Genomic DNA, 20694 nt, shown 5'->3' with positions numbered 1-20694 from the left:
ACCTTCGGTCGGTAGTTCGTTATGGGGAGGCGACATGCGAGGCATCGGGACGCTCCGGATCCGACGTCCGTTCCGACCTCGCGAGGTTCTCCTTGACCCGTCCCACACTCAATCTCGGCATCCTGGCGCATGTCGACGCAGGTAAGACCAGTCTCACCGAGAGGCTGCTGTTCGACCACGGCGTGATCGCTGCGCTGGGCAGCGTCGACGGCGGCGATACGCGTACCGACAGTGGTGACATCGAACGGGAGCGGGGCATCACCATCCGCTCGGCGGTCGCCTCGTTCACCCGGGCGGGCGTGCAGGTGAATCTGATCGACACGCCCGGGCACCCCGATTTCATCGCCGAGGTGGAACGCGCGCTGACCGTGCTCGACGCGGCGGTTCTGGTGCTGTCCGCGGTCGAGGGTGTGCAGGCTCAGACCAGGGTGCTGTTCCGCTCACTGCGCCGGCTCGGCGTGCCGACCGTGCTGTTCATCAACAAGATCGATCGGCCCGGCGCCCGGCCCGCGGAGATCATTTCTGAGGTACGCGCGAAGCTCGGCGCCGATGTGTTCGCGATGAACGACCCGGCGGCGGAGGAGCTGCGGTCGCTCATCACCGAGCAGACGGTGGCCGGGAGCCTGCATCCCGCGTACTTCGGCTCGGCGATCACCGGCGCCGGGGTGCAGGATCTGGCGAACGGACTGACCACCGTCCTCGGCCCACTCGCCGTGGCGAACCGGCAGGCTACGCGGGCCGAGGGGGAGCCGGAAGCGGTCAGCGGGCTGGTGTTCGCCGTTGAGCGGCGGGGTGGTGCGGAGAAGGTCGCGTATCTGCGGCTGTTCGGCGGGGAGGTCCGCGAGCGGCAGCGGGTCCGGCTGCGGCGGGGGAACGAGAGGGTCAGCGGGCGGGTGACCGGTATCGAGGTGGTCGGCGCGGACAGCCGGGTGCTGCGGGCCGGCAGTATCGCCCGGGTCCGGGGGCTTTCCGGGGTACGGGTGGGGGACCGGCTCGGGGAGCGGGGTGCTGACCCCTTGCCGGTGTTCTCGCCGCCGGGGCTGGAAGCCGTGGTGCGGCCCGCGTGTCCCGGTGACGAGGCCCGGCTGCACGCCGCGCTGACCCGGCTCGCTGACGAGGATCCGCTCATCCGGACGCGGGTGTCCGCGGGCGGCGGGACCTCCGTGTTGCTGTACGGGGCCGTGCAGCGGGAGGTGCTCGCCGAGCGGCTGGTGCGGGAGTTCGGCGTCGAGGCGGTCTTCGGGCGGATCCAGCCGGTCTGCTTCGAGCGCCTGCGTGGGAGCGGGACGGCGATCGTCGAGTTCGACAAGCGCGGGGGCAGCGACTTCTGGGCGACGGTCGGGCTCAGGGTCGCCGCGGGGCGGGCCGGGGCGGGGACGGTGTACCGGCGGGAGGACGAGTGGGGTGCGCTGCCCCGGGCGTTCCACGTCGCCGTCGAGGAGTCCGTCCGGAAGACCCTGGAGCAGGGGCTCTTCGGGTGGCAGGTGCTCGACTGCGAGGTCACCGTCGTGCGTACGGGATGGAAGTCGCCCATTTCGACCGCCGCGGACTTCCGGGGTCTCACGCCCGTGGTGCTGCTGCGGGCGTTGCGGGACGCCGGGACCCGGGTGCATGAGCCATGCCAGGCCTTCGAGGTGGAAATTCCCGGGGACACGCTCAGCGCGGTGCTCGCCGCGCTCACGGGGCTGGGGGCCGCGATCGCCGGCACCGCCGGACGCGGTGAGTCCTGGGCGGTCACCGGCGAGGTTCCGTCGCGGTCGGCGCAGGACCTGGCCCGGGTGCTTCCGGGCCTGACCCGTGGTGAGGGTGCCCTCTGGACCCGGCCGGGTGGTGACCGTCCGGTGAGCGGGCCGCCGCCGGTGCGGGCCCGCCTCGACGGCGATCCGCTCGACCGTGAGCGGTACCTGCGCCACCTGAACGGCAGGGTGCCGGTCAGGGGGCGGTCAGCGTGATTCGCGGTCCCGGTAGGTCCAGGAGCCGCCGCCGAGGGCCGACGAGCGTGGCCCGGGCTGGTTCCCGCCGGACGCGGACGGCCCCGACGCGGATCGCCCGGATGCGGACAGGCCCGATGCGGACGGCAGGGAGCCGGGCCGCGGGGCCGCGGGAGCAGGTGCGGCCGGCGTTCCCAGGCGGCGGGAGGCGAGGTACTCCGCGGCGGCGCGGTCCTCCTCCGTCGGGGCTGCCATCAGGGCGTACAGGAGGCCGAGGACGCCGAACAGCACCGTGAGGCCGATCGGGATCAGCAGCGACGTCCCGGAGGCGCCGGTCGGACTGGTCGCGGTGGCTCTGGTGTGTACGGACATCGCGGACATGCCCGTGAAGTGCATGCCGTTGACCGCTACGCCCATGATGAGGGCCGCGCCGAAGATGGCGACCGGGCGCTGGACGTTGGCGGCGAGCCAGAGGGCCGCGGTGGCGGCGAGGACCGCGATGGCGATCGAGGCTGCGACCTTGCCGGTGCCGTACGAGATGGCGCCGTTGAGGTGCATGGCGTACATGCCCATGTAGTGCATCGCGGCCACGCCGAGGCCGGCCAGGACGCCGCCGATGGCGATGCGGGCCGGGCCGGGACGGGTTGCCGTGGTGCCGCCGAAGACGACGAGCATGCCGAGGCCGACCGCCGCGATGGCCAGGATGGCGCTGGCGGCGGTGAGGGCCACGTCGTAGCGGATGGTGGTGCCGACGACGCCGAAGCCGAGCATGGCGACGAAGTGCATGGTCCAGATGCCGGTGCCGCCGATGGCGATGGCCGAGAGCGCGAGCCACCAGGTGCGTGCCCCGGTGCCCGTGGCGGAGCGCAGCCGGACCGCGCAGACCAGGCCCAGCATCGAGCCGAGAACGGACAGTGCGTAACTGATGGCCGGGGTCACCCAGCCGTGCTGGAAGTGGTGAATTTCCATTTGTTTGTACCCCCCAGGTATATCCCCGGGGCGCATCTTGCCTGGTGAAAGCGAATTCGGCGCGGCCCGGCGGCGGTTCCGGGGCAAGATCGGGCTGTTAGGGGGACGTCCGACCGGCTGACCAGCCGACCCTCGCGGGCATCCGGTGGGTGCGGCCGATACGACCGTCTTCGGGTAGTCTTAGTCGCCAGGCCGAGGGGCGCTGCGACGGGGTGACCCGCCACGCTCGGACTGGATTCACCGACCAAGGGCGCCTCCGAGATCCTTGCGGAGGTGGTCACGTGTCTGTAACAGCGCAAACCGGCAAAGACGTGGTGAAGACCCTGCGCCAGCTGATGGCTGAGCGCATTCTGGTCCTCGACGGTGCGTGGGGCACGATGCTGCAGGGTGCCAAGCTCACCCCGGCCGACTACCGCGGCGATCTCATCGGGGACGACCACCCCAAGGATGTCACCGGCGACCCCGACCTGCTCATCCTCACCCGCCCGGACGTGATCCTCGACGTCCACCGGCAGTACCTGGCCGCGGGCGCCGACATCACCACGACCAACACGTTCACCGCGACCAGCATCGGGCAGGCCGACTACGGCCTCGAGTCGATGGTGCGCGAGATGAACATCCAGGGTGCGCGGCTCGCCCGGCAGGCCGCCGACGAGGCCGAGGCCCGCGACGGCAGGCCACGGTTCGTCGCCGGTTCCGTCGGGCCGCTCAACGTGACGCTGTCGCTGTCGCCCAAGGTCGAGGACCCGGCCTATCGTGCCGTCACGTTCGACCAGGTCAAGGCGACGTACGCGGAGCAGATCCAGGCCCTCGCCGAGGGCGGCGTCGACCTTCTGCTGATCGAGACGGCCTTCGACACGCTCAACGTCAAGGCCGCCGTCTCCGCGGCCCGCGCCGTCGCACCGGACCTCCCGCTCTGGATCTCGGTCACGATCGTCGACCTCTCCGGCCGCACGCTGTCCGGGCAGACGGTCGAGGCGTTCTGGCGCTCCATCGAGCGGGCCAACCCGCTCGTGGTCGGCGTCAACTGCTCGCTCGGTGCCACCGAGATGCGCCCGCACGTGGCCGACCTGGCCCGCCTCGCGGGCACCTACGTGGCCTCCCACCCGAACGCCGGGCTGCCCAACGCGTTCGGCGGCTACGACGAGACGCCCGAGGAGACCTCCCACCTGGTCGGCGGGTTCGCCCGGGACGGCCTGGTCAACATCGTGGGCGGGTGCTGCGGCACCTCACCGGCGCACATCCAGCAGATCGCCGGCGCCGTCCAGGGGCTCGCCCCGCGGGCGGTCGCCGAGCCCGTGCCGGCCACCCGGTTCAGCGGTCTCGAGCCGTTCGAGATCGGCCCCGACACCGGCTTCGTCATGATCGGCGAGCGGACCAACGTCACCGGCTCCGCGAAGTTCCGCCGCCTCATCGAGGGCGACAACTTCCAGGCCGCGACCGACGTGGCCCTCGAGCAGGTGCGCGGCGGTGCCAACCTGCTCGACGTGAACATGGACGCCGACCTGCTCGACAGCGAGCAGGCGATGACCACGTTCCTCAACCTCATCGCGACCGAGCCCGAGGTCGCGCGCATCCCGGTGATGATCGACAGCTCCAAGTGGAGCGTGCTCGAGGCCGGGCTCAAGTGCGTGCAGGGCAAGGGCGTCGTCAACTCGATCAGCCTCAAGGAGGGCGAGGAGCCGTTCCTGGCCCAGGCCCGCAAGGTGCGCGACTACGGCGCCGGCGTGGTCGTGATGGCGTTCGACGAGAAGGGCCAGGCCGACACCACCGAGCGCAAGGTGTCGATCTGCGGCCGGGCGTACGACCTTCTGGTCAACGAGGCCGGGTTCGCGCCCGAGGACATCATCTTCGACCCGAACGTGCTCGCGGTCGCCACGGGCATCGCCGAGCACAACGGGTACGCGAAGGCGTTCATCGACGCGCTGCCGCTGATCAAGGCGCGGTGCCCCGGTGTGCGTACCAGTGGCGGCATCTCGAACCTGTCCTTCTCCTTCCGGGGCAACGACGTCGTCCGTGAGGCGATGCACTCGGCCTTCCTGCTGCACGCGGTCCGCGCGGGCCTGGACATGGGCATCGTCAACGCCGGCCAGCTCGCCGTCTACGCCGACATCCCGGCCGACCTGCTGGAGCTCGTCGAGGACGTCATCTTCGACCGCCGCGAGGACGCCACCGACCGTCTCGTCACGTTCGCGTCCACGGTCACCGGCTCGGGCACCAAGCGCGTCATCGACCTGAGCTGGCGTGAGGCGCCCGTGGCCGAGCGTCTCAAGCACGCCCTCATGCACGGCGTGGTCGACTTCGTCGAGGAGGACACCGAGGAGGCACGGCAGCTCGTCGACCGCCCCCTCGACGTGATCGAGGGGCCGCTGATGGACGGGATGAAGGCCGTCGGCGACCTGTTCGGGGCGGGCAAGATGTTCCTGCCCCAGGTCGTGAAGAGCGCCCGCGTGATGAAGCGCTCGGTTGCGTACCTCGAGCCCTTCATGGAGAAGGACAAGGCCGGTAGCCGCGGCCAGGGCAAGGTTGTCCTCGCCACGGTCAAGGGCGACGTGCACGACATCGGCAAGAACATCGTCGGCGTGGTCCTGGGCTGCAACAACTACGAGGTCATCGACCTGGGCGTCATGGTCCCGGCCGCGAAGATCCTCGACACGGCGATCGCCGAGGGCGCCGACGCGATCGGGCTCTCCGGCCTGATCACGCCGTCGCTGGACGAGATGGTCTCGGTGGGTGCCGAGATGCAGCGCCGCGGGATCCAGCTGCCGCTGCTCATCGGTGGTGCGACCACCTCACGCCAGCACACCGCCGTACGCATCGCGCCCGTCTACGAGGGCGCCACGGTGCACGTCCTCGACGCCTCCCGCGTCGTCGGCGTGGTCTCCGACCTGCTCGACCCGGGCCGCGCGGCGACCCTCGACACGGCCAACCGCGAGGAGCAGGCACGCCTGCGGGAGCAGCACGAGAACCGCCGCTCCCAGCCGCTGCTCAGCGTCGACGAGGCCCGCGCCAACCACGAGGTCGTCGACTTCACCGAGCTGCCCACCCCGTCGTTCACCGGGATCAAGGTGGTCGAGCCGTCCATCGCGACGCTGCGCGAGATGATCGACTGGCAGTTCCTCTTCCTGGCGTGGGAGCTCAAGGGCAAGTACCCCGCGATCCTCGACCAGCCCGTCGCCCGCGAGCTCTTCGACGACGCCAACACCATGCTCGACAAGATCATCGAGGACGGGTCCTTCCAGGCCAAGGGTGCATACGCGTTCTGGCCCGCCCACTGCGACGGCGACGACATCGTGCTCAGCTCCCACGGCGTACGGTTCCCGATGTTGCGGCAGCAGACGCAGAAGCCGCAGGGCCGCGCCAACCGTGCCCTCTCCGACTACATCGCGCCCGAGGGTGACCACCTCGGCGGGTTCGCGGTGGCGATCCAGGGTGCGGACGAGCTTGCCCACCGCTACGAGGCGGAGCAGGACGACTACCGCGCCATCATGGTCAAGGCCCTCGCCGACCGGCTGGCCGAGGCGTTCGCCGAATACATCCACCTCGAGGCCCGCCGCGAATGGTTCGAGCCGGACGCCCAGCCCGACCTCGCCGACCTGCACGCGGAACGCTTCCGCGGCATCCGGCCCGCCCTCGGCTACCCGGCCAGCCCGGACCACAGCGAGAAGAAGGACCTCTTCGAGCTGCTCGAGTCGGACAAGCTCGGCATCGCCCTCACCGAGTCGTTCGCCATGACCCCGGCGGCGGCGGTCAGCGGCCTGATCTTCGCCCACCCGGACGCCAAGTACTTCACCGTCGGCCGGATCGCGAAGGACCAGGTCGAGGATTACGCCAAGCGGCGCGGGATGCCGCTGGACGAGATCGAGCGGTGGCTGCGGCCGAACCTGGCGTACGAGATCTCCTGAGCGCCTTCATGCCCGGGCCGGCCTTGCGGGGCCGGCCCGGTTTTTGCCGGACCCCGGTCGTAGGGTGGGCCGATGGATACTCTGGATCGTGCGGAAGCGTTCCTCTGGGTCAATGCGCGGCTGCTCGACCGGCTGCGGTTCGCGTTCCACTTCCGCGACGGTGACCCGGCGACGGTGATCGACGCGCTGCGGCCCTATGGGAACGCGGACGGCGGCTTCGGGCACGCGCTCGAACCCGACCTCCGCGGCCCGGAGAGCCAGCCGGTCCCCGTCGAGCTTGCCCTCTTCGTCATGGACGAGGTGGGCACCCTCGACGCGGACCTGCTCGACGGCATCCTGCGCTACCTCGAGTCGATCACCCGCCCGGACGGCGGGGTGCCCTGGGTGCTGCCGACCACGAGCCCGCGCGGTCCGTGGTGGACGCCGGTCACCGGGCTGCCCGGTTCGCTCAACCCCACGGCCTCGATCGCCGGCCTGCTGCTCAAGAACGGCGTCGAGCACCCGTGGGTCGAGCGGGCCACCGGCTTCTGCTGGACAGCCCTCGACAATCTGAATGCTGTCGGCGCCTACGACGTACGCACCATCGTGAAGTTCTTGGAGCACGTGCCGGACCGGTCCCGAGCCGAAGCGACCTGGGCCGCCCTGAGCGAATCCGTCCGCTCGGTGATCGACCTCGACCCGGCCGCCGACGGTGACGTGCACGGGCCGCTCGACTTCGCACCCCACCCGGACAGCCTCGCCCGGTCGCTGTTCGACGGCGACGTGATCGACCGGCATCTGGACGCGCTGCGGGCGAAGCAGAAGGCGGACGGCGGCTGGGACTTCACGTTCGAGTCGTGGACACCGATCACGCGGCCGGAGTGGCGGGGCTGGGTCACGCTGGAGTCTCTGCTGACCCTGCGCTCCAACGGTCGCTTGTAGAGGAAAACCGCGGTGTGCTGTCCGAGCGCCACGTGGTGAGACGCGGGTGCCCCTCCAAGGAGCCGCGGCCGGTGGCCCACAACAGGGTGAGCCACGGATCGGCGCCGCCAGGAGCCTCGGGAAACAGGCGGGCGAGCAACCGTGAGCAGAGATCGGCGGGCGGGGCCCAGGCAAGCCCGAGGCCTTTCGTCAGATCGTGCATGTGGACCAGCGTCTCCTGCAACCCCAGCGCCGCGAAGCCTTCGGGGTCCGACACCCCGGCGGCGTGGTGGGCGCGGACCTGCGGCGGCGTGGTCCGCACCATCGCGACCAGCAGCGCACCACACGTCTCCAGCACCTGCAGCAGGCCGGCCGGACCCGCGGCACGGTCCGCGGAGAGGAACGTCGCGGGTGCGTCCGGCCTGTCCCGGCTCAAGGCGAAAGGCACGTGGGTGTCCAGCGGCGGGCTCTGCGGTCCCAGCTGCGCGGCGTAGTAGAACAGGTCGTTCGCGAGGTGTTCGGCGGTCTCCCAGCAGTCCCAGTCGAGCGAACCCGCCTTACCACCCCACCCCTGCGGGGGCGCGTCCCGAAGGACCTCCACGGCGAGCCGCACGGCAAGGTCGACGTCGTCCGCGGTGACGGGAGCGGGATACTGCGCGTGGATGTCGCCGTCGTGAAGGCGCCAGCAGAAGTCGTTCATGCGGGCAGCGGCTGGGGCGTGCCGGGCGAGGATGGCTGCGACGGCGGGTGGGACGTCCTGGGGGATGTCGCCGGTTGCGCACCGGCGGACGTACGTGTTGCGGGCGGTGAGGCTGCCGGTCACGCCGCAGGCCGTGGTGACCAGCCAGTTGACCAGGCGCATGGCCGCGTAGTCGCTGTCGTGGCCGAGGTTGCGGGTGACGAAGTCGCGTTCGGCGGGTGACAGGTCGAAGGTGGACGACGTTGCCAGGCCGAAGTCGACGAGGTAGATGCGGTCGGCGTCGGCGCGCATGTTGCCGAAGTGGCCGTCCATATGGAGCAGGTGTCGGCTGCGCAGAAACGCCACGATCTCGAACAACTCACGCTCAACGGTCTCGGGAGGGGCGGTCAACCGCTCGGGAACGGGGCTCGGGAGGTGCTCGAGGAACAGCACGAGGCTAGACGTGGCGGCGGCCAGTTCCTCGAAGCGGGTGCGGACGGCCGGGTTGCCGCCGAACTGCGTGACCACCGCGTCGATGTCGTGGTGTTCGGGCGCGAGCGGGGGACGGCCGGGGAGCACGCGCCAGTGGTACAGCAGGGGGAACGCCTCGGTCTCGCCGGCGAGCACCCCGTCGGAGACGATCGTGCACGCGGCGAGTTCGCGCCACGCGTTGAAGCCCGGGCCGGCGAGTCGGTACGTGCCGTACTGGCAGTGGACCGGCAGGTTGAACAGGTTCGCGGTGCTGTGCGGGTGGGCCAGCTCGCGGCCGGTGATCGGGATCCGTTTGGCGAACACCGGTGTGCCGTCGATGGTGACCACCGAGGAGCCGCCGCCCACGCCGACGGAGCCGGCGGGTGCGGCACGCAGCGATGCCGTCAGCTCGTCGTCGCTGCGTCCGGCGAGGGAGATCGACATGCGATGGTGGAGCAGACGCCGCGGGTTGGCCATCGCGCCATCATGTCATCGGCGGACCGGGTGGCCGGCCCTCCTGATCGTTCTGCAGGCCGAGCCAGATGCGGTCGCGCGTGAACGGCGGGTCGGTGAAACGTACGCCGGTGGCGTCCCGCAGCGCGTTGGCGATCGCCGGGGCGACCGGGTTGTACGGGCTCTCGCTCATCGATTTCGCGCCCAGCGGCCCGATCGCGTCCTCGGTCTGCGCGAACACGACCTCGGTGTGCGGCACGTCGGCGTACGCGGGCACGTGGTACTGCCGGAAGCCGGTCGTGCGGACCTCGCCCGTGCCGCCGTCGAGGACCATGCGCTCGGTCAGCGCCGACCCGAGGGCCTGGGCGACGCCACCCTCGATCTGGCCCCGGCACTGCAGGGGGTTCATGACCCGGCCTGCGTCGGCGCTGTGCACGCTGCGCAGGATGCGGAGCTCGCCCGTGCCCGGGTCCACCGCGATCCGGAACCACTGCGCGTTGAAGGCGACCGACCGGGGGCTGCCGGTCCAGTGTCCCTGCGCGCTGATCGGCCCGGGCACGTCCCGCAGGTGCAGCGTCGACCCGTCGGCCTGCACGACGGTGTCCACTCCCAGCGTGACCGCGCCGGTCTTGGCGAGGATGTCCGCACGCAACCCCTTCGCGGCGGCGAGGACGGCCTGCCCGGCGACGACCACCCCGGTGGAGGCGAACGCGCCCGTGTCGTGGGCCACGACGTCCGTGTCGGACTGGCGGATGACGATCCTGTCCGGCTTGGTGCCGAGGACGTCCGCGGCGATCTGCGCGTGGACCGTGGTGCTGCCGTTGCCGAACTCGGAGGTGCCGACGGCGATCTCGTACCGGCCGTCGGCCAGCAGGGTGAGCGTGGCGTCGGCGAAATGGCCACCGGGCGGCCCGGCGGCGATCATGGCCATCGCCATGCCCTCACCGACCAGCCATCCCGCGGGCGCCGGCTCGGGCAGGGGCTCGTGGGACGCGTCGCGGATGGCGGTCAGGCACTGGTCGAGGCCGTAGCTGGCGATGGTCAGGTCGTCGGCGTGCGAGCCGGGCGCGGTCATGTCCTCGCCGGGCAGGACGACGTTGCGTTCGCGCAGCAGGACCGGGTCCATGCCGAGCATCCGCGCGAGCTCGTCCAGCACCGACTCCACCGCGAACGACACCTGGCCCAGGCCGTAGCCCCGGAACGCGCCGGCGGGCACGGTGTTCGTGTAGACGGCGTACGCGTCGACCTTCTTGTTCGCGCAGCGGTAGACCGAGATGGATTCGTGGCAGCCGTGGAACATCACCGACGGGCCGTGGTTGCCGTAGGCGCCGGTGTCGGACACCACGCGCAGTTCGAGGGCGGTCAGGACGCCGTCGCTTCGTGCGCCCGCCTTCATGCGTACGGTGAAGGGGTGCCGTGTCGTCGCGGAGGTGAACTGCTCCGCGCGGGTGTATTCGTGCTTGACCGGTTGCCCGGTGGTGCGCACGGCGAGCGCGACGAGATCCTCGACCAGCATCTCCTGCTTGCCGCCGAAGCCGCCGCCGACCCGCCCGGTGAGCACCCGCACCCGGTCGAGGGGCAGGTCGTAAAGGTCGGCGAGCGCCCGCCGGGTCAGGAACGGCGTCTGGGTGCTCGACCGCAGCGTGAGCCGCCCGTCCGCGTCGAGCCAGCCGATCGCGCCGTGCGTCTCGAGGCTGGCGTGCTGCACACGGGCGGTCCGGAACGTCTGCTCGTAGACGACGGCGGCCTCGGCGTACCCGTCGGCGACCGAACCCAGCTCGGCATCGAGCCGCCCGATCGCGTTGCTGTCGCCACCGTGCAGCAGGGGAGCGCCGGGCAGTAACGCGTCCTCGGGGTCCACTACGGACGGCAACACGTCGTAGGACACGCGCAGTAGGCGGCAGCCCTCCTCGGCGGCACCCTCGGTGTCGGCCACGACGGCGGCCACCCGCTGGCCGATGAAGCGGACCACGTCGTCGAGAACCCGGGTGTCGGCGGGGTCCTCCGACGGGTTCTCGTGCCGGGCGGTGGAGAAATACTTCGCCGGCGCGTCCTCGTGGGTCAGCACCGCGCGCACCCCGGGCACGGCCAGTGCCCCGCTCGCGTCGATGCCCGTGATGCGCGCGTGGGCGTGCGGTGACCGGAGCACCTTGAGGTGCAGCATCCCGGGCATCGCCACGTCGAACGTGTAGCGGGCCGTTCCCGTCACGATCTGCGGACCGGCCGGGGCGCCGAGGCCGGCCCCGATGGCAGCTCCCGCCTCCGGATCCTCCACCGTACGCACACCGTTGATCGCGTCGGCCACCGCGCGGTACCCCGTACACCGGCACAGATTGCCCTTGAGCGACCGGGGCAGATCCGCGCGTTGCGCCTCGTCCAGCGCGGCCGTGGTCATGATCAGCCCGGCGGTGCAGAACCCGCACTGGAAGCCCTGGGCGTCCAGGAACGACTGCTGCACCGGATGCAGGCCGTCCGCCGTCGCGAGCCCCTCGATCGTGGTGACCCGCCTGCCCTGCGCGCGGAACGCCGGATAGACACAACTGTGCACCGGCTCGCCGTCCACATGGACGGTGCACGCGCCGCAGTCGCCGGTGTCGCACCCCTTCTTGACCCCGAAACAGCCCTCCTCGCGCAGGAACGTGCGCAGACACTGACCGGGCCGGGGTGCGCGGTCGTGCTCGGTACCGTTGATCCGGACCGTCATGCGGCCAGCTCCTGCCGGATCTCGGCGGCGAACGTGCGCGTCAGATGCGCACGCCAGGCGGGCAACCCGTGCACGTCATCGGTCCAGGCATCATCGGGAATCGCCGCCGCGAGCTCGTCCAGCAGGTGCCGCTCGTCCGGCAACTCCGGGAACCGCAGCTGATAGGGCCGCACCGTCGACGCCGTCACGGTCAGGACGAACCCGCCGGCCTGCGTGAGTCGTCCCGCCAGGAGAGCGGCCGACCGGCCGTGCGTGAACAACGACCCTTGACGGTACGCCGTCAGCCCGGTCAACGAGGCCCGGGGCAACGTCACGGACCGCAGCATCTCCCCGTCCCGCAACACCGTGCTGCCGTCCCCGGTCACGAAGTCGACGACCCGCACCCGCCGCTCGACCGGACCGCCGTCGCCATCACCGGGATCGGCGGGGATTTCGCCGGCCGGGCCGTCGGCGGGATCGGCGGGGCCGTCGGTGGGATCGGCGGGGCCGAGAATGAGGCATTCGCCGTCGAGGGCTGCGGTGAGGGCGATCATCGGGCCGGCGGGCAGGGCCGCGCACAGGTTGCCGCCGACGGTGGCGACGTTCCAGATCTTGAAGCTGGCGAGGAACGCTCGGCAGCAGGCGGTGGCAAGCCCGTGGAAAGCGGTGAACTCGGGCGCTCCGGCGAACCTGGTGACGTCCGCGACGGTGCAGGTCGCGGCGATCTCCAGCCCTTCGTCACGGACAGTGATCGGCGTCCAGCCGCTGGCGGCGAGGTCCAGCAGCCGGGTGACCCCGGGCTGAGGCTCGCCGAACAGCGCGGTCCCGCCACCCAGCCACGCGTCCCCGCGCCGCCACTGCCCGGGCCGCGCCGGGCTCACCACCTCGACCACCGTGTGCAGATCCACGCGAGCCCCCTGCGTCCGTACCCACCCCAAGGAAACACGGTACGTTACGCGCCGTCTGTTTCCGCTTCGCTTCCCGCGGACCCCGCCCGGATCGTGCGCCCGGTGGCCGCCGGATGCGATCATGCAGACGTGAGCTACGACCTGGCTGTGTGGTTCGAGACGCGCACGCTCTCGGACGACGAGGTGCTCGCGGTGTACGACGTGATGATCGACGCGGACCCCGATCCCCGCCCCGCACACCCCGCGGTGTCCGCGTTCCTCGACGACCTGACCGCCCGCTATCCCGTCGGCGACCTGGACGACCCCTGGTCCGCGGAGCCCTGCGCGGTCGTGGACGGTGTGCTGCTGTCCGTCATGTATTCGCGGGCCGATGAGTTCCGGTCGGTCGTTACCGAACTCGCGCGGCAGCACGGGTTGCTGTGTTTCGACGCCTCGTCCGACGTGGTACGGACGTTCGCGCGTGCCGGAGCATTCACGCTCTGGTCCGCTGAGGGGTTCCGGTGTGCTGATCCGTCGCACGAGCAGCTCCTCGCCGCGGTCGGGCGGATGAGCGAGACGAACAACTACATCGTCCTGGAACGGGGAGCGGAGAACAGCGAGGTGTACATCCAGTCCCTGGTGTCGGACGGCGCCCTGACCCTGGAACACCGGGAGGGGTCCGCCGACCGGCACTACGCCACGCGGGCCGCCGACCGGGTCGAGCTCGCCGGGGCGTTCGCAGCGTTCCTGGCGGGCGACGAGGAATGGAAGACGCGGTTCACGTGGGAGCGGGTCGACCTGTCCTGAGTCCGGCTCAGGCGTCCGGGGCGGTGCTCACCTCGGTCAGGGCGTGTGCGGGCAGGGGCTTGGCGTAGAGGTAGCCCTGGCCGCGGGTGCAGCCGAGGGTTTGCAGTTCGAGGGCCTGGTCGGTGGTTTCGATGCCCTCGGCGATGGTGGTCAGGTGCAGGACCTGGGCGAGGCGGATGACGGCTTCGGCGATGGCGCGGCCCTCGGGTGTGCCGTTCAGTTCCGCGACGAACGCGCGGTCGATCTTGAGGATGTCGACGGGCAGGCGGGTGAGGTACTGCAGGGACGAGTAGCCCGTACCGAAATCGTCGATCGCGACCCGGATGCCGTGCTCCCGCAGCGCCTGCAACGTCGGGGCGTGGGTGTCGTCCACGAGGGCCGATTCGGTGATCTCCAGGACGAGCCGCGAGGGTGAAGTGGCCGTGCGGTGCAGGACCGCGAGGACGTCGTGGACGAGCGTGGGGTCCTGCAGCTGCCGCGGTGACAGGTTGACGGACATGTAGCTGCCGCTCGGCCGGACCTTCAGGGCCTGTTCCAGCACCCACAGGCCGATACGCGCGATCGCCCCGCTGCGTTCGGCGAGCGGGATGAACCGTACGGGGCTGATGAACCCGCGTGCCGGGTGTTCCCAGCGCAGCAGGGCCTCGGCGCCGAGGGTTCTGCCGGTGGTGATGTCGACGATGGGCTGGTAGAGGACGTGGAGCTCGCCGCGGTCGAGGGCGTGCTGGAGGTCTTCGGTGAGGGTGGCGTCCTCGGCGCGGCGGTCGGTCATGGCGGGGTCGTATCTGGTCCAGCTGTGGGTGCCGGCGCGTTTGGCGTGGTACATGGCGAGGTCGGCGCGGCGCATGAGGTCTTTGACGGTGTCGTCGGCGTCGGTGGTGGGGGCGAGGCCGATCGAGGCGCGGATGGGGACGGTGTCGTCGTCGAGGGCGACGGTGGGGGTGTGCAGCAGGCGTTCGGCGATGGCGGGGGTGTCGTCGGTGGCGTCGGGGAGCCAGATGGCGAATTCGTCGCCGCCGATGCGGGCGCAGGTGTCGGTGTGGCGTACGGATGCTCGTAGGTGGTGGGCGAAGGTGGTGAGCATGTGGTCGCCGGCGGGGTGGCCGTAGGCGTCGTTGACGAGTTTGAAGCCGTCGAGGTCGATGAGCATGAGGGTGCCGTGTTCGTGGCGGCGCAGGCTGCGGGTGATGGCGTTGTCGAGGCCGGTGCGGTTGGCGAGGCCGGTGAGGACGTCGGAGACGATCAGGTCGCGGCTGTCGCGCAGCGAGATCACCTGGCGCAGCATGATCGAGGTGGTCATCACGATCAGGCCCAGCACCAGGCCGCCCCAGAGCAGGATGTGGTCCTCGCGGACGGTGACGATCAGCATGAGGCCGCCGCCGAACACCAGGGCGAGCAGCGGGAGCCGCGCCGACCACGCCGGTTGGCCGGTCAGCCGTTGACGCACGACCGGTGAGCGCGATCCGGTGCTGATCAGGATCGGCGACAGCGTGATCAGCGCCGTGGCGAGCAGGATGCCGCAGCCCAGCACCAGCGACGACTCCGGGTGCAGGCCGCGGACCGCCAACGCCGACCAGATCGCGTCGGTGACCAGGTAGGCGAGCATGCCGAACACCAGCGGCGTGACCGGGTGGGTGAGCCGGGGCACGGCACCCCCGAGCAGCAGCGCGCTGGCCGAGACGAGCATGAGCAGGTCACCGATCGTGTAGCCGATGGTCGCCACCCACAGCGGGCCCGGCTCCCAGTGCTCGATCAGCGGGTCCAGCGCGAAGTACCAGGTCAGCATGAAACCGCTGGCCAGCACGGTCAGCAGCTCGGCGCCGAACGCGTACCTGCGGCGCCCGGAGAGATCCACCATGCGGCTGATGACGGCACCCGCGGAGATCAGCCCGAACATCAGCATCCGCAGGACGGTGCCCGTCCACCACAACGCCTCGGAACCGTTGACCGAGGAGACCGCCAGGGTGACCCCCGCGGCGATCGCGGCGATGCGGCTCAGGCCGGCGAGCCGCCAGGACGACGGGTACGGGCTGCGCCGGGCGGCCCGGAAGAAGTACACGGCTCCGAAGGCGTCCAGCACCAGCAGCGTCGCGGAGAAGATGGCCCGGCGGCCCTCGACGTCCAGGACCGCGGCGGTGACACCCACGACCGCGACGAGCACGACCGCGCACGCCGCGACCGGTAGGACCCGCCCGGGGGATCTGCTCACCTCTGTCCGATCGGCAGGAAACCCACCGTTCTGAACCGCGCGGGGTCCGTGATCCGTACTGAGGCGCATGAGGGTCTTGCTGGTTGAGGACGACGAGTCCATCGCCGAGCCGTTGGTCGACGGCCTGGCGCGATACGGCATCGTCGCCGATCACGTCGCCACCGGCGCCGCCGCGCTCGCCGCCGCGCCCACGGACATGGTGCTGCTCGATCTCGGGCTGCCTGACATCGATGGCATCGAGGTCTGCCGGCAGCTGCGCCGGGGCCGCGACACGCCGCTGATCATGCTCACCGCGCGCGGCGACGAGGCCGACCGGGTGCTCGGCCTCGAACTCGGCGCCGACGACTACCTGCCGAAACCGTTCAGCGTGCGCGAGCTGGTCGCGCGGATGCGCGCGGTGGACCGCCGCACCCGCCCGGTGCCGCCCGCGGCCGACGACCCGGTGCGCTCCTGCGGCCCGCTCGCCATCGACACCCGCACCCATGACGTCCGCCTGCACCGCCTGCCCGTGTCGCTCAGCCCCAAGGAGTACGACCTGCTCCTGCTGCTCGCCGAGGACCCGGGCGCCGTCGTGGCCCGGCGGCACATCCTGGAGACCGTCTGGGGCCCGGCGTTCACCGGGCCGGGCAAGACGCTCGACTTCCACGTCGCCAGCCTGCGGCGCAAACTGGGCGACCCGGCCTGGATCGAGAACCGCCGCGGCGTCGGGTTCCGCCTGGTCGCTCCGGCGTGACCGGCGGAGGGACCGGGCGGCGTGACCGGCGGCGGGACCGGGCGGCGTGACCGGCGGCGTGACCGGGCGGCGGGACCGGGCTCAGTGGCGGGCGGCGGGTTCCGACCAGTCCGGGACCTGCGCGCCGGGGGCCGTGAACGTGGTGAAGTCCGTCGTGTCGCGGAACGCCGGGATGGCGTAGAGGTCCCGGGCGTACGCCCAGAGGTTCGGGTAGGCCGCCAGGCCGGGGTTGATCGTGCGGTGGGCGTTGGGGCCGGCGTCGTAGCGGACCAGGCGGACCCAGAGCCGGATGTCCGCCTCGGTGACCTGGTCGCCGAGCAGGTAACGCTGCTGGGCGAGGCGATCGTCGAGCTGCTGGAACGTGGCCAGCAGGGTGTCGCGGGCAGGTCCGGGGGTGGTCGCCTTGCCGGCGCCGTACGTGACCGCCGGGCCGAGCCGGCGGTCCAGTTCTTCGATCTCGTCCGCGAGCTCGGCCGGGTACGTCGCGATCAGGGGCTTGGCGAGGTGATGGAACTGCGTTGCCAGGTCGATGCCCATGGCGTGCGAGTCGTTGGTGAGGATCTTGCCGGTCGTACGGTCCCAGAGCGCCGGGACCGACACGTGGCCGTCGAACCCGGGGGTGGTCGCCTCGTAAGCCTGGCGCAGCAGGGTGAAGCCGTTGACCGGGTCGGGGCCGTACTGCTCGCGGAAGGCCCAGCCGCGGGCGTCGCGCTCGTTGCCGACGAACGACATGGTGACGATGTCGTCGAGACCGGCGAGGGTGCGCACGATGGCGACCCGGTGTGACCACGGGCAGAACCAGCCGCCGTACAGGTGGTAGCGGCCCGCCTCGGCGGTGTCCGCGGTGATCCGGCCGGTGAGGGGACCCGGGGTGGCCGGCATCGTGTACTCGCCGTGGGTCGCGAGGTCGACCGGGCTCGCAAAAGTGGTCATCGCGAAATTCTAGGCGGCGCCCTGCGCGGTGGCCGCCACCGCCATCGTCGACCATTTCATCGCCGCCATCACGGTTCCGGACAGGTCCTGGCCTGCGTACGCGGCAGCAACTTCTTTGAGATCTCCCCGCTCGTACGCGTTGACGACCCGCAGCACCTGCCCGATCTTCCCCGTGCCCCGCTCGAGGGCCTGCTCGATCTCCGGGGTCAGCGGCAACTGGTGCGCCATCGACGCCGGGCTGATCCCGAGCATCTGCGCGACCGCCGTGATCAGTCCCGCCATGAACGCCGCGTCGCCCGCGGCGCCGAACGTGGCGGCGACGTTCTCGCAGAGGCGGGCGCGGGTCAGGGCGTCGGCCATCTGGGTCTCGGTCGCCTCGGCCACGTCGTCGACCACCATCAGCATCGCCCACTGGCGGATGTGGGGCAGACCGAGCATGACGACCGCCTGGCGTACGGAGGACACCCGGCTCGTCGCCCCCACCGCGGCCGAGTTGCTGGCCCGCAGGACCCGCATCGTCAGCGCCGGGTCGCCCGCGATGATCCGCAGAACCTTGTCCAGGTCGGCGTCGGGGGCGGTCAGCGCGCCGAGCAGTTCGAGGCGGCGCAGCTTCGACGGGGTGAGGCTCTGCGCGGTCAGGACCTGGGGGCGGCTCAGGACGTACCCCTGGCGAAGTTCGAAGCCGTACCTGTTGCTGAGCGCGAGATGCTCGCCGGTCTCGAGCCCCTCGGCCACGATCTTGATGTCGGGGTAGGCCCGGCACGCGGCGACGATCTCGTCGAGATGTGTGAGATCCCCGTCGAGCAGATCGAGCTTCACGTACGAGGCCAGCGGCAGCAGCTTCTCGTGCCCCGAACCCCACACGAAGTCGTCGAGCGCGATCTTGTAACCCTGCGCGACCAGCTCCGTCACGCCCGCGATCACCTCGTCGTCGACCTCGACCGTCTCGAGGACCTCCAGCACGACGTGCTCCGGCCCGAACGGCAGAATCAGCTCGCCGACCAGGAACTCCCGGGTCATGTTGATGAAGCAGGTACGGTCCCCGACAACCTCGTCGATGCCGAACTCGGTGAACGCGTTCACGATGACCTGGCTCGTCGCGTACGTGTCGCGCCGGCCTGCCTCGATCGCGTCCATGCTGCCTCGGAACAGCAGCTCGTAGGCGACGACATCGCCGGTCTGATCGAAGATCGGCTGACGCCCGACATGTACGAGCTGTGTCCCCGGCAACGGGATCGGCACCATGGGGTTCACGCCATGATTGATCGGCGGCACCCGCCCCGGTATGAAGGTTTTCGCTCAGCCCGGTCGTAAAAGAGTGGCATTCGTGGTGCAGCCCTCAGATTCGCGCCCCGCGCAGCTCCTCGACCAGCGACGATCCCGCCGGCGTCCACCCCAGCCCCCGCGCCTTCGCCCCGCTCGCCGCCTGGTCCAGCAGCAGCGCGTCGGCATAGGCACCCCCGAGCCGCTGCCGCGAGGCCTCGGCGCTCTCCGCCACGAAGCTGCCCAATGCCTCCCCGAGCTCGCGTACGCTCGGATTGTCGCCGCTCGCCCCGATCAGATACCCGAGCCCCTCACCCCGCTCGAGCACGATCCGGTACAGCTTCGCGATGTCATCCACGTGCACGGTCGTCCAGTGCTGCGACCCGTCCCCGACCAACGGCACCTTCCCCTCGGGGGTACGCGCAGCAGCGAACCCCTCGACGACCATCCCACCGCCGTGCCCGTAGACAACGCCCGGCGCAATGATCGTCACGACGAGCCCGGACGTGAGCACGGCCTCCTCGACGGGGATGCGCCAGGCGGTGAGCGCCGGCGGCTGAACCGGCGACTCCTCGGTGATCGAGGTGTTGTCACCCCACAGCCAGATCCCACTGGTGTGCACATACGGCTTCCCGGCCCTGCGCGCGGCCTCGAGCACGTTCCTGTCCAGCAGCGCGGTCTCCGCGTCCCCGGTCGCAGCGAGATGCGCCACGGCATCGGCCTTCTTGAACTGCTCCGCAGCCCATCCCGGCTCGAACAGGTCCCCGACAGCTGCCCGCGCCCCGAGCTCGCCGACCTTCCCCGCGGCCCCGGCACTGCGCACCAGCGCAATGACCTCATGCCCCGCCGAAACCAGCTCCGCCACCACCGCCGACCCGATAAACCCTGACCCACCCGTCACCGCGATCTTCATTTGACGACGCTAACCCGTCACGGGCCCCGGACGGACCGTGACGTTACCCACCAGGGACACATCACCATGCTGCACACCGACCGCCTCCTGCTGCGCCGGTGGCGCCCGTCCGACCGCGCCCCGTTCGCCGCGATGAACGCCGACCCGGTGGTCATGCGCCACTTCCCGGCCACACTGTCTGCCGACCGGAGCGACGCGATGGCGGACCGGCTCTCGGCGGCGATCGACTCGCGGGGGTGGGGTTTCTGGGCTGTGGAGCTGGTGGCGACTGGCGACTTCTGCGGCTTTGTCGGGATTCGGCCTGTTCCGGAAACGCTGCTGTTCGCTCCTGCCGTGGAGATCGGCTGGCGGATCGCTCCTGCTTACCGGGGGCAGGGCTTAGCACCGGAAGCCGGCTGCGCCGCAATCGCCTACGCCTTCTCCCCTCCGGCTGTGGGTGGTCCGGCTGGTAGCGGTCCGGCTGGTAGCGGTCCGGGCGTGGGTGGTCCGGGCGTCGGTGGTCCGGGTGTGGGTGGTCCGGGTGTGGGCGTGGCCGTGGGGGATGGGCGGGGTGTGGGTGGGTTGGGGCTGGGGGCGTTGGTTGCGCTTACTACCAGGGAGGATGTGGCGTCGCGGCGGGTCATGGAGAAGATCGGCATGAGATATGACCCGGCCGACGACTTCATCCACCCGACCGTGCCGCAGGACTGGCCTCAGCGCGACTGCGTCCTCTACCGCCTGATCAACAAATAGCCCCGCCGTCGACCGTCAGGGCGCTACCGGCACGAGCGGCCACGGCGAGCCGCGAATTCGCTCCGGGCGCCGACCGCCAGCTCGACGACGGGGCCGAGCTGCCACCGACCGCCCGCGCTGAGGACGTGAGCCGACCGCCCGCGCTGAGGACGTGAGCCGGGCACCCGCGCTGAGGACGTGAGCCGGGCACCCGCGCTGAGGACGTGAGCCGGGCACCCGCGCTGAG

Annotated in this window: 14 protein-coding genes and 1 riboswitch; of the genes, 6 read left to right on the top strand and 8 right to left on the bottom strand. The window is 71.0% G+C overall.

The genetic code is table 11. The features are described from left to right. The first annotated feature begins 92 nt into the window (after window positions 1-92). A complete protein-coding gene (locus Aco04nite_RS18815) occupies window positions 93-1952 on the top strand; it encodes an elongation factor G (protein WP_212998515.1) in 1860 nt (619 codons plus the stop codon). Here Aco04nite_RS18815 and Aco04nite_RS18810 read toward each other — a convergent pair. Next, a complete protein-coding gene (locus Aco04nite_RS18810) occupies window positions 1944-2900 on the bottom strand; it encodes an MHYT domain-containing protein (RefSeq protein ID WP_212998514.1) in 957 nt (318 codons plus the stop codon). The genes Aco04nite_RS18815 and Aco04nite_RS18810 overlap by 9 nt on opposite strands. A 188-nt stretch (window positions 2901-3088) precedes the next feature. After that, a riboswitch (S-adenosyl-L-homocysteine riboswitch) is annotated at window positions 3089-3163 on the top strand. Window positions 3164-3181: 18 nt separating this feature from the next. On the opposite strand from Aco04nite_RS18810, the gene metH reads away from it, so the two are divergent. After that, window positions 3182-6805 carry a methionine synthase gene (gene metH, locus Aco04nite_RS18805; RefSeq protein ID WP_438874921.1) on the top strand — a complete coding sequence of 1208 codons (3624 nt, stop codon included), beginning with the start codon at window positions 3182-3184 and terminating at the stop codon, window positions 6803-6805. A gap of 72 nt (window positions 6806-6877) precedes the next feature. Further along, complete coding sequence (locus tag Aco04nite_RS18800; protein WP_212998513.1) at window positions 6878-7726, top strand: hypothetical protein; 849 nt, start codon at window positions 6878-6880, stop codon at window positions 7724-7726. On the opposite strand, the gene Aco04nite_RS48905 is transcribed toward Aco04nite_RS18800, so the two are convergent. The 3 genes from Aco04nite_RS48905 to Aco04nite_RS18785 are packed head-to-tail and all read right to left on the bottom strand — an operon-like array spanning window position 7680 to window position 12899. Continuing rightward, entirely contained in the window at window positions 7680-9332 is a 1653-nt protein-coding gene (locus Aco04nite_RS48905; protein WP_244876097.1) for a hypothetical protein, read from the bottom strand. The genes Aco04nite_RS18800 and Aco04nite_RS48905 overlap by 47 nt on opposite strands. Before the next feature lie 7 nt (window positions 9333-9339). Further along, window positions 9340-12012, bottom strand: coding sequence for a molybdopterin-dependent oxidoreductase (locus Aco04nite_RS18790; RefSeq protein WP_212998512.1), 2673 nt, complete (start codon window positions 12010-12012; stop codon window positions 9340-9342). Continuing rightward, entirely contained in the window at window positions 12009-12899 is an 891-nt protein-coding gene (locus tag Aco04nite_RS18785) for an FAD binding domain-containing protein (protein ID WP_212998511.1), read from the bottom strand. The genes Aco04nite_RS18790 and Aco04nite_RS18785 overlap by 4 nt, the downstream gene beginning before the upstream one ends. Window positions 12900-13028: 129 nt before the next feature. On the opposite strand from Aco04nite_RS18785, the gene Aco04nite_RS18780 reads away from it, so the two are divergent. Next, window positions 13029-13685 carry a hypothetical protein gene (locus tag Aco04nite_RS18780; protein WP_212998510.1) on the top strand — a complete coding sequence of 219 codons (657 nt, stop codon included), beginning with the start codon at window positions 13029-13031 and terminating at the stop codon, window positions 13683-13685. Between the two features lie 7 nt (window positions 13686-13692). On the opposite strand, the gene Aco04nite_RS18775 is transcribed toward Aco04nite_RS18780, so the two are convergent. Then, window positions 13693-15894 carry a putative bifunctional diguanylate cyclase/phosphodiesterase gene (locus Aco04nite_RS18775; RefSeq protein ID WP_244876096.1) on the bottom strand — a complete coding sequence of 734 codons (2202 nt, stop codon included), beginning with the start codon at window positions 15892-15894 and terminating at the stop codon, window positions 13693-13695. Window positions 15895-15961: 67 nt separating this feature from the next. On the opposite strand from Aco04nite_RS18775, the gene Aco04nite_RS18770 reads away from it, so the two are divergent. Then, complete coding sequence (locus tag Aco04nite_RS18770) at window positions 15962-16627, top strand: response regulator transcription factor (RefSeq protein WP_212998508.1); 666 nt, start codon at window positions 15962-15964, stop codon at window positions 16625-16627. 81 nt (window positions 16628-16708) lie between these two features. On the opposite strand, the gene Aco04nite_RS18765 is transcribed toward Aco04nite_RS18770, so the two are convergent. From Aco04nite_RS18765 to Aco04nite_RS18755, 3 genes are all read right to left on the bottom strand, one after another. After that, on the bottom strand, window positions 16709-17560 hold the full coding sequence (locus Aco04nite_RS18765; protein ID WP_212998507.1) for a glutathione S-transferase C-terminal domain-containing protein: 852 nt from the start codon (window positions 17558-17560) through the stop codon (window positions 16709-16711). A 9-nt stretch (window positions 17561-17569) separates the two neighbouring features. Then, a complete protein-coding gene (locus Aco04nite_RS18760) occupies window positions 17570-18805 on the bottom strand; it encodes an EAL and HDOD domain-containing protein (RefSeq protein WP_203835845.1) in 1236 nt (411 codons plus the stop codon). A 94-nt stretch (window positions 18806-18899) separates the two neighbouring features. Beyond that, window positions 18900-19736, bottom strand: coding sequence for an NAD-dependent epimerase/dehydratase family protein (locus tag Aco04nite_RS18755; protein ID WP_244876095.1), 837 nt, complete (start codon window positions 19734-19736; stop codon window positions 18900-18902). A gap of 66 nt (window positions 19737-19802) precedes the next feature. Here Aco04nite_RS18755 and Aco04nite_RS18750 point away from each other — a divergent pair, with 66 nt between their 5' ends. Beyond that, on the top strand, window positions 19803-20468 hold the full coding sequence (locus Aco04nite_RS18750; RefSeq protein ID WP_212998506.1) for a GNAT family N-acetyltransferase: 666 nt from the start codon (window positions 19803-19805) through the stop codon (window positions 20466-20468). Window positions 20469-20694: the final 226 nt, after the last annotated feature.

The sequence above is a fragment of the Winogradskya consettensis genome, assembly GCF_018332715.1.
Taxonomy (GTDB): domain Bacteria; phylum Actinomycetota; class Actinomycetes; order Mycobacteriales; family Micromonosporaceae; genus Actinoplanes; species Actinoplanes consettensis.
This window is presented reverse-complemented; position numbering and strand designations above follow the sequence as displayed.

Excerpts from the sequence above, each read along its gene's own strand:
- Aco04nite_RS18810 (WP_212998514.1), bottom strand. The coding sequence starts at position 2,900 with ATGGAAATTCACCACTTCCAGCACGGCTGGGTGACCCCGGCCATCAGT.
- Aco04nite_RS18800 (WP_212998513.1), top strand. The coding sequence starts at position 6,878 with ATGGATACTCTGGATCGTGCGGAAGCGTTCCTCTGGGTCAATGCGCGG.
- Aco04nite_RS48905 (WP_244876097.1), bottom strand. The coding sequence starts at position 9,332 with ATGGCCAACCCGCGGCGTCTGCTCCACCATCGCATGTCGATCTCCCTC.
- Aco04nite_RS18790 (WP_212998512.1), bottom strand. The coding sequence starts at position 12,012 with ATGACGGTCCGGATCAACGGTACCGAGCACGACCGCGCACCCCGGCCC.
- Aco04nite_RS18770 (WP_212998508.1), top strand. The coding sequence starts at position 15,962 with ATGAGGGTCTTGCTGGTTGAGGACGACGAGTCCATCGCCGAGCCGTTG.
- Aco04nite_RS18765 (WP_212998507.1), bottom strand. The coding sequence starts at position 17,560 with ATGACCACTTTTGCGAGCCCGGTCGACCTCGCGACCCACGGCGAGTAC.
- Aco04nite_RS18760 (WP_203835845.1), bottom strand. The coding sequence starts at position 18,805 with ATGGTGCCGATCCCGTTGCCGGGGACACAGCTCGTACATGTCGGGCGT.
- Aco04nite_RS18755 (WP_244876095.1), bottom strand. The coding sequence starts at position 19,736 with ATGAAGATCGCGGTGACGGGTGGGTCAGGGTTTATCGGGTCGGCGGTG.
- Aco04nite_RS18750 (WP_212998506.1), top strand. The coding sequence starts at position 19,803 with ATGCTGCACACCGACCGCCTCCTGCTGCGCCGGTGGCGCCCGTCCGAC.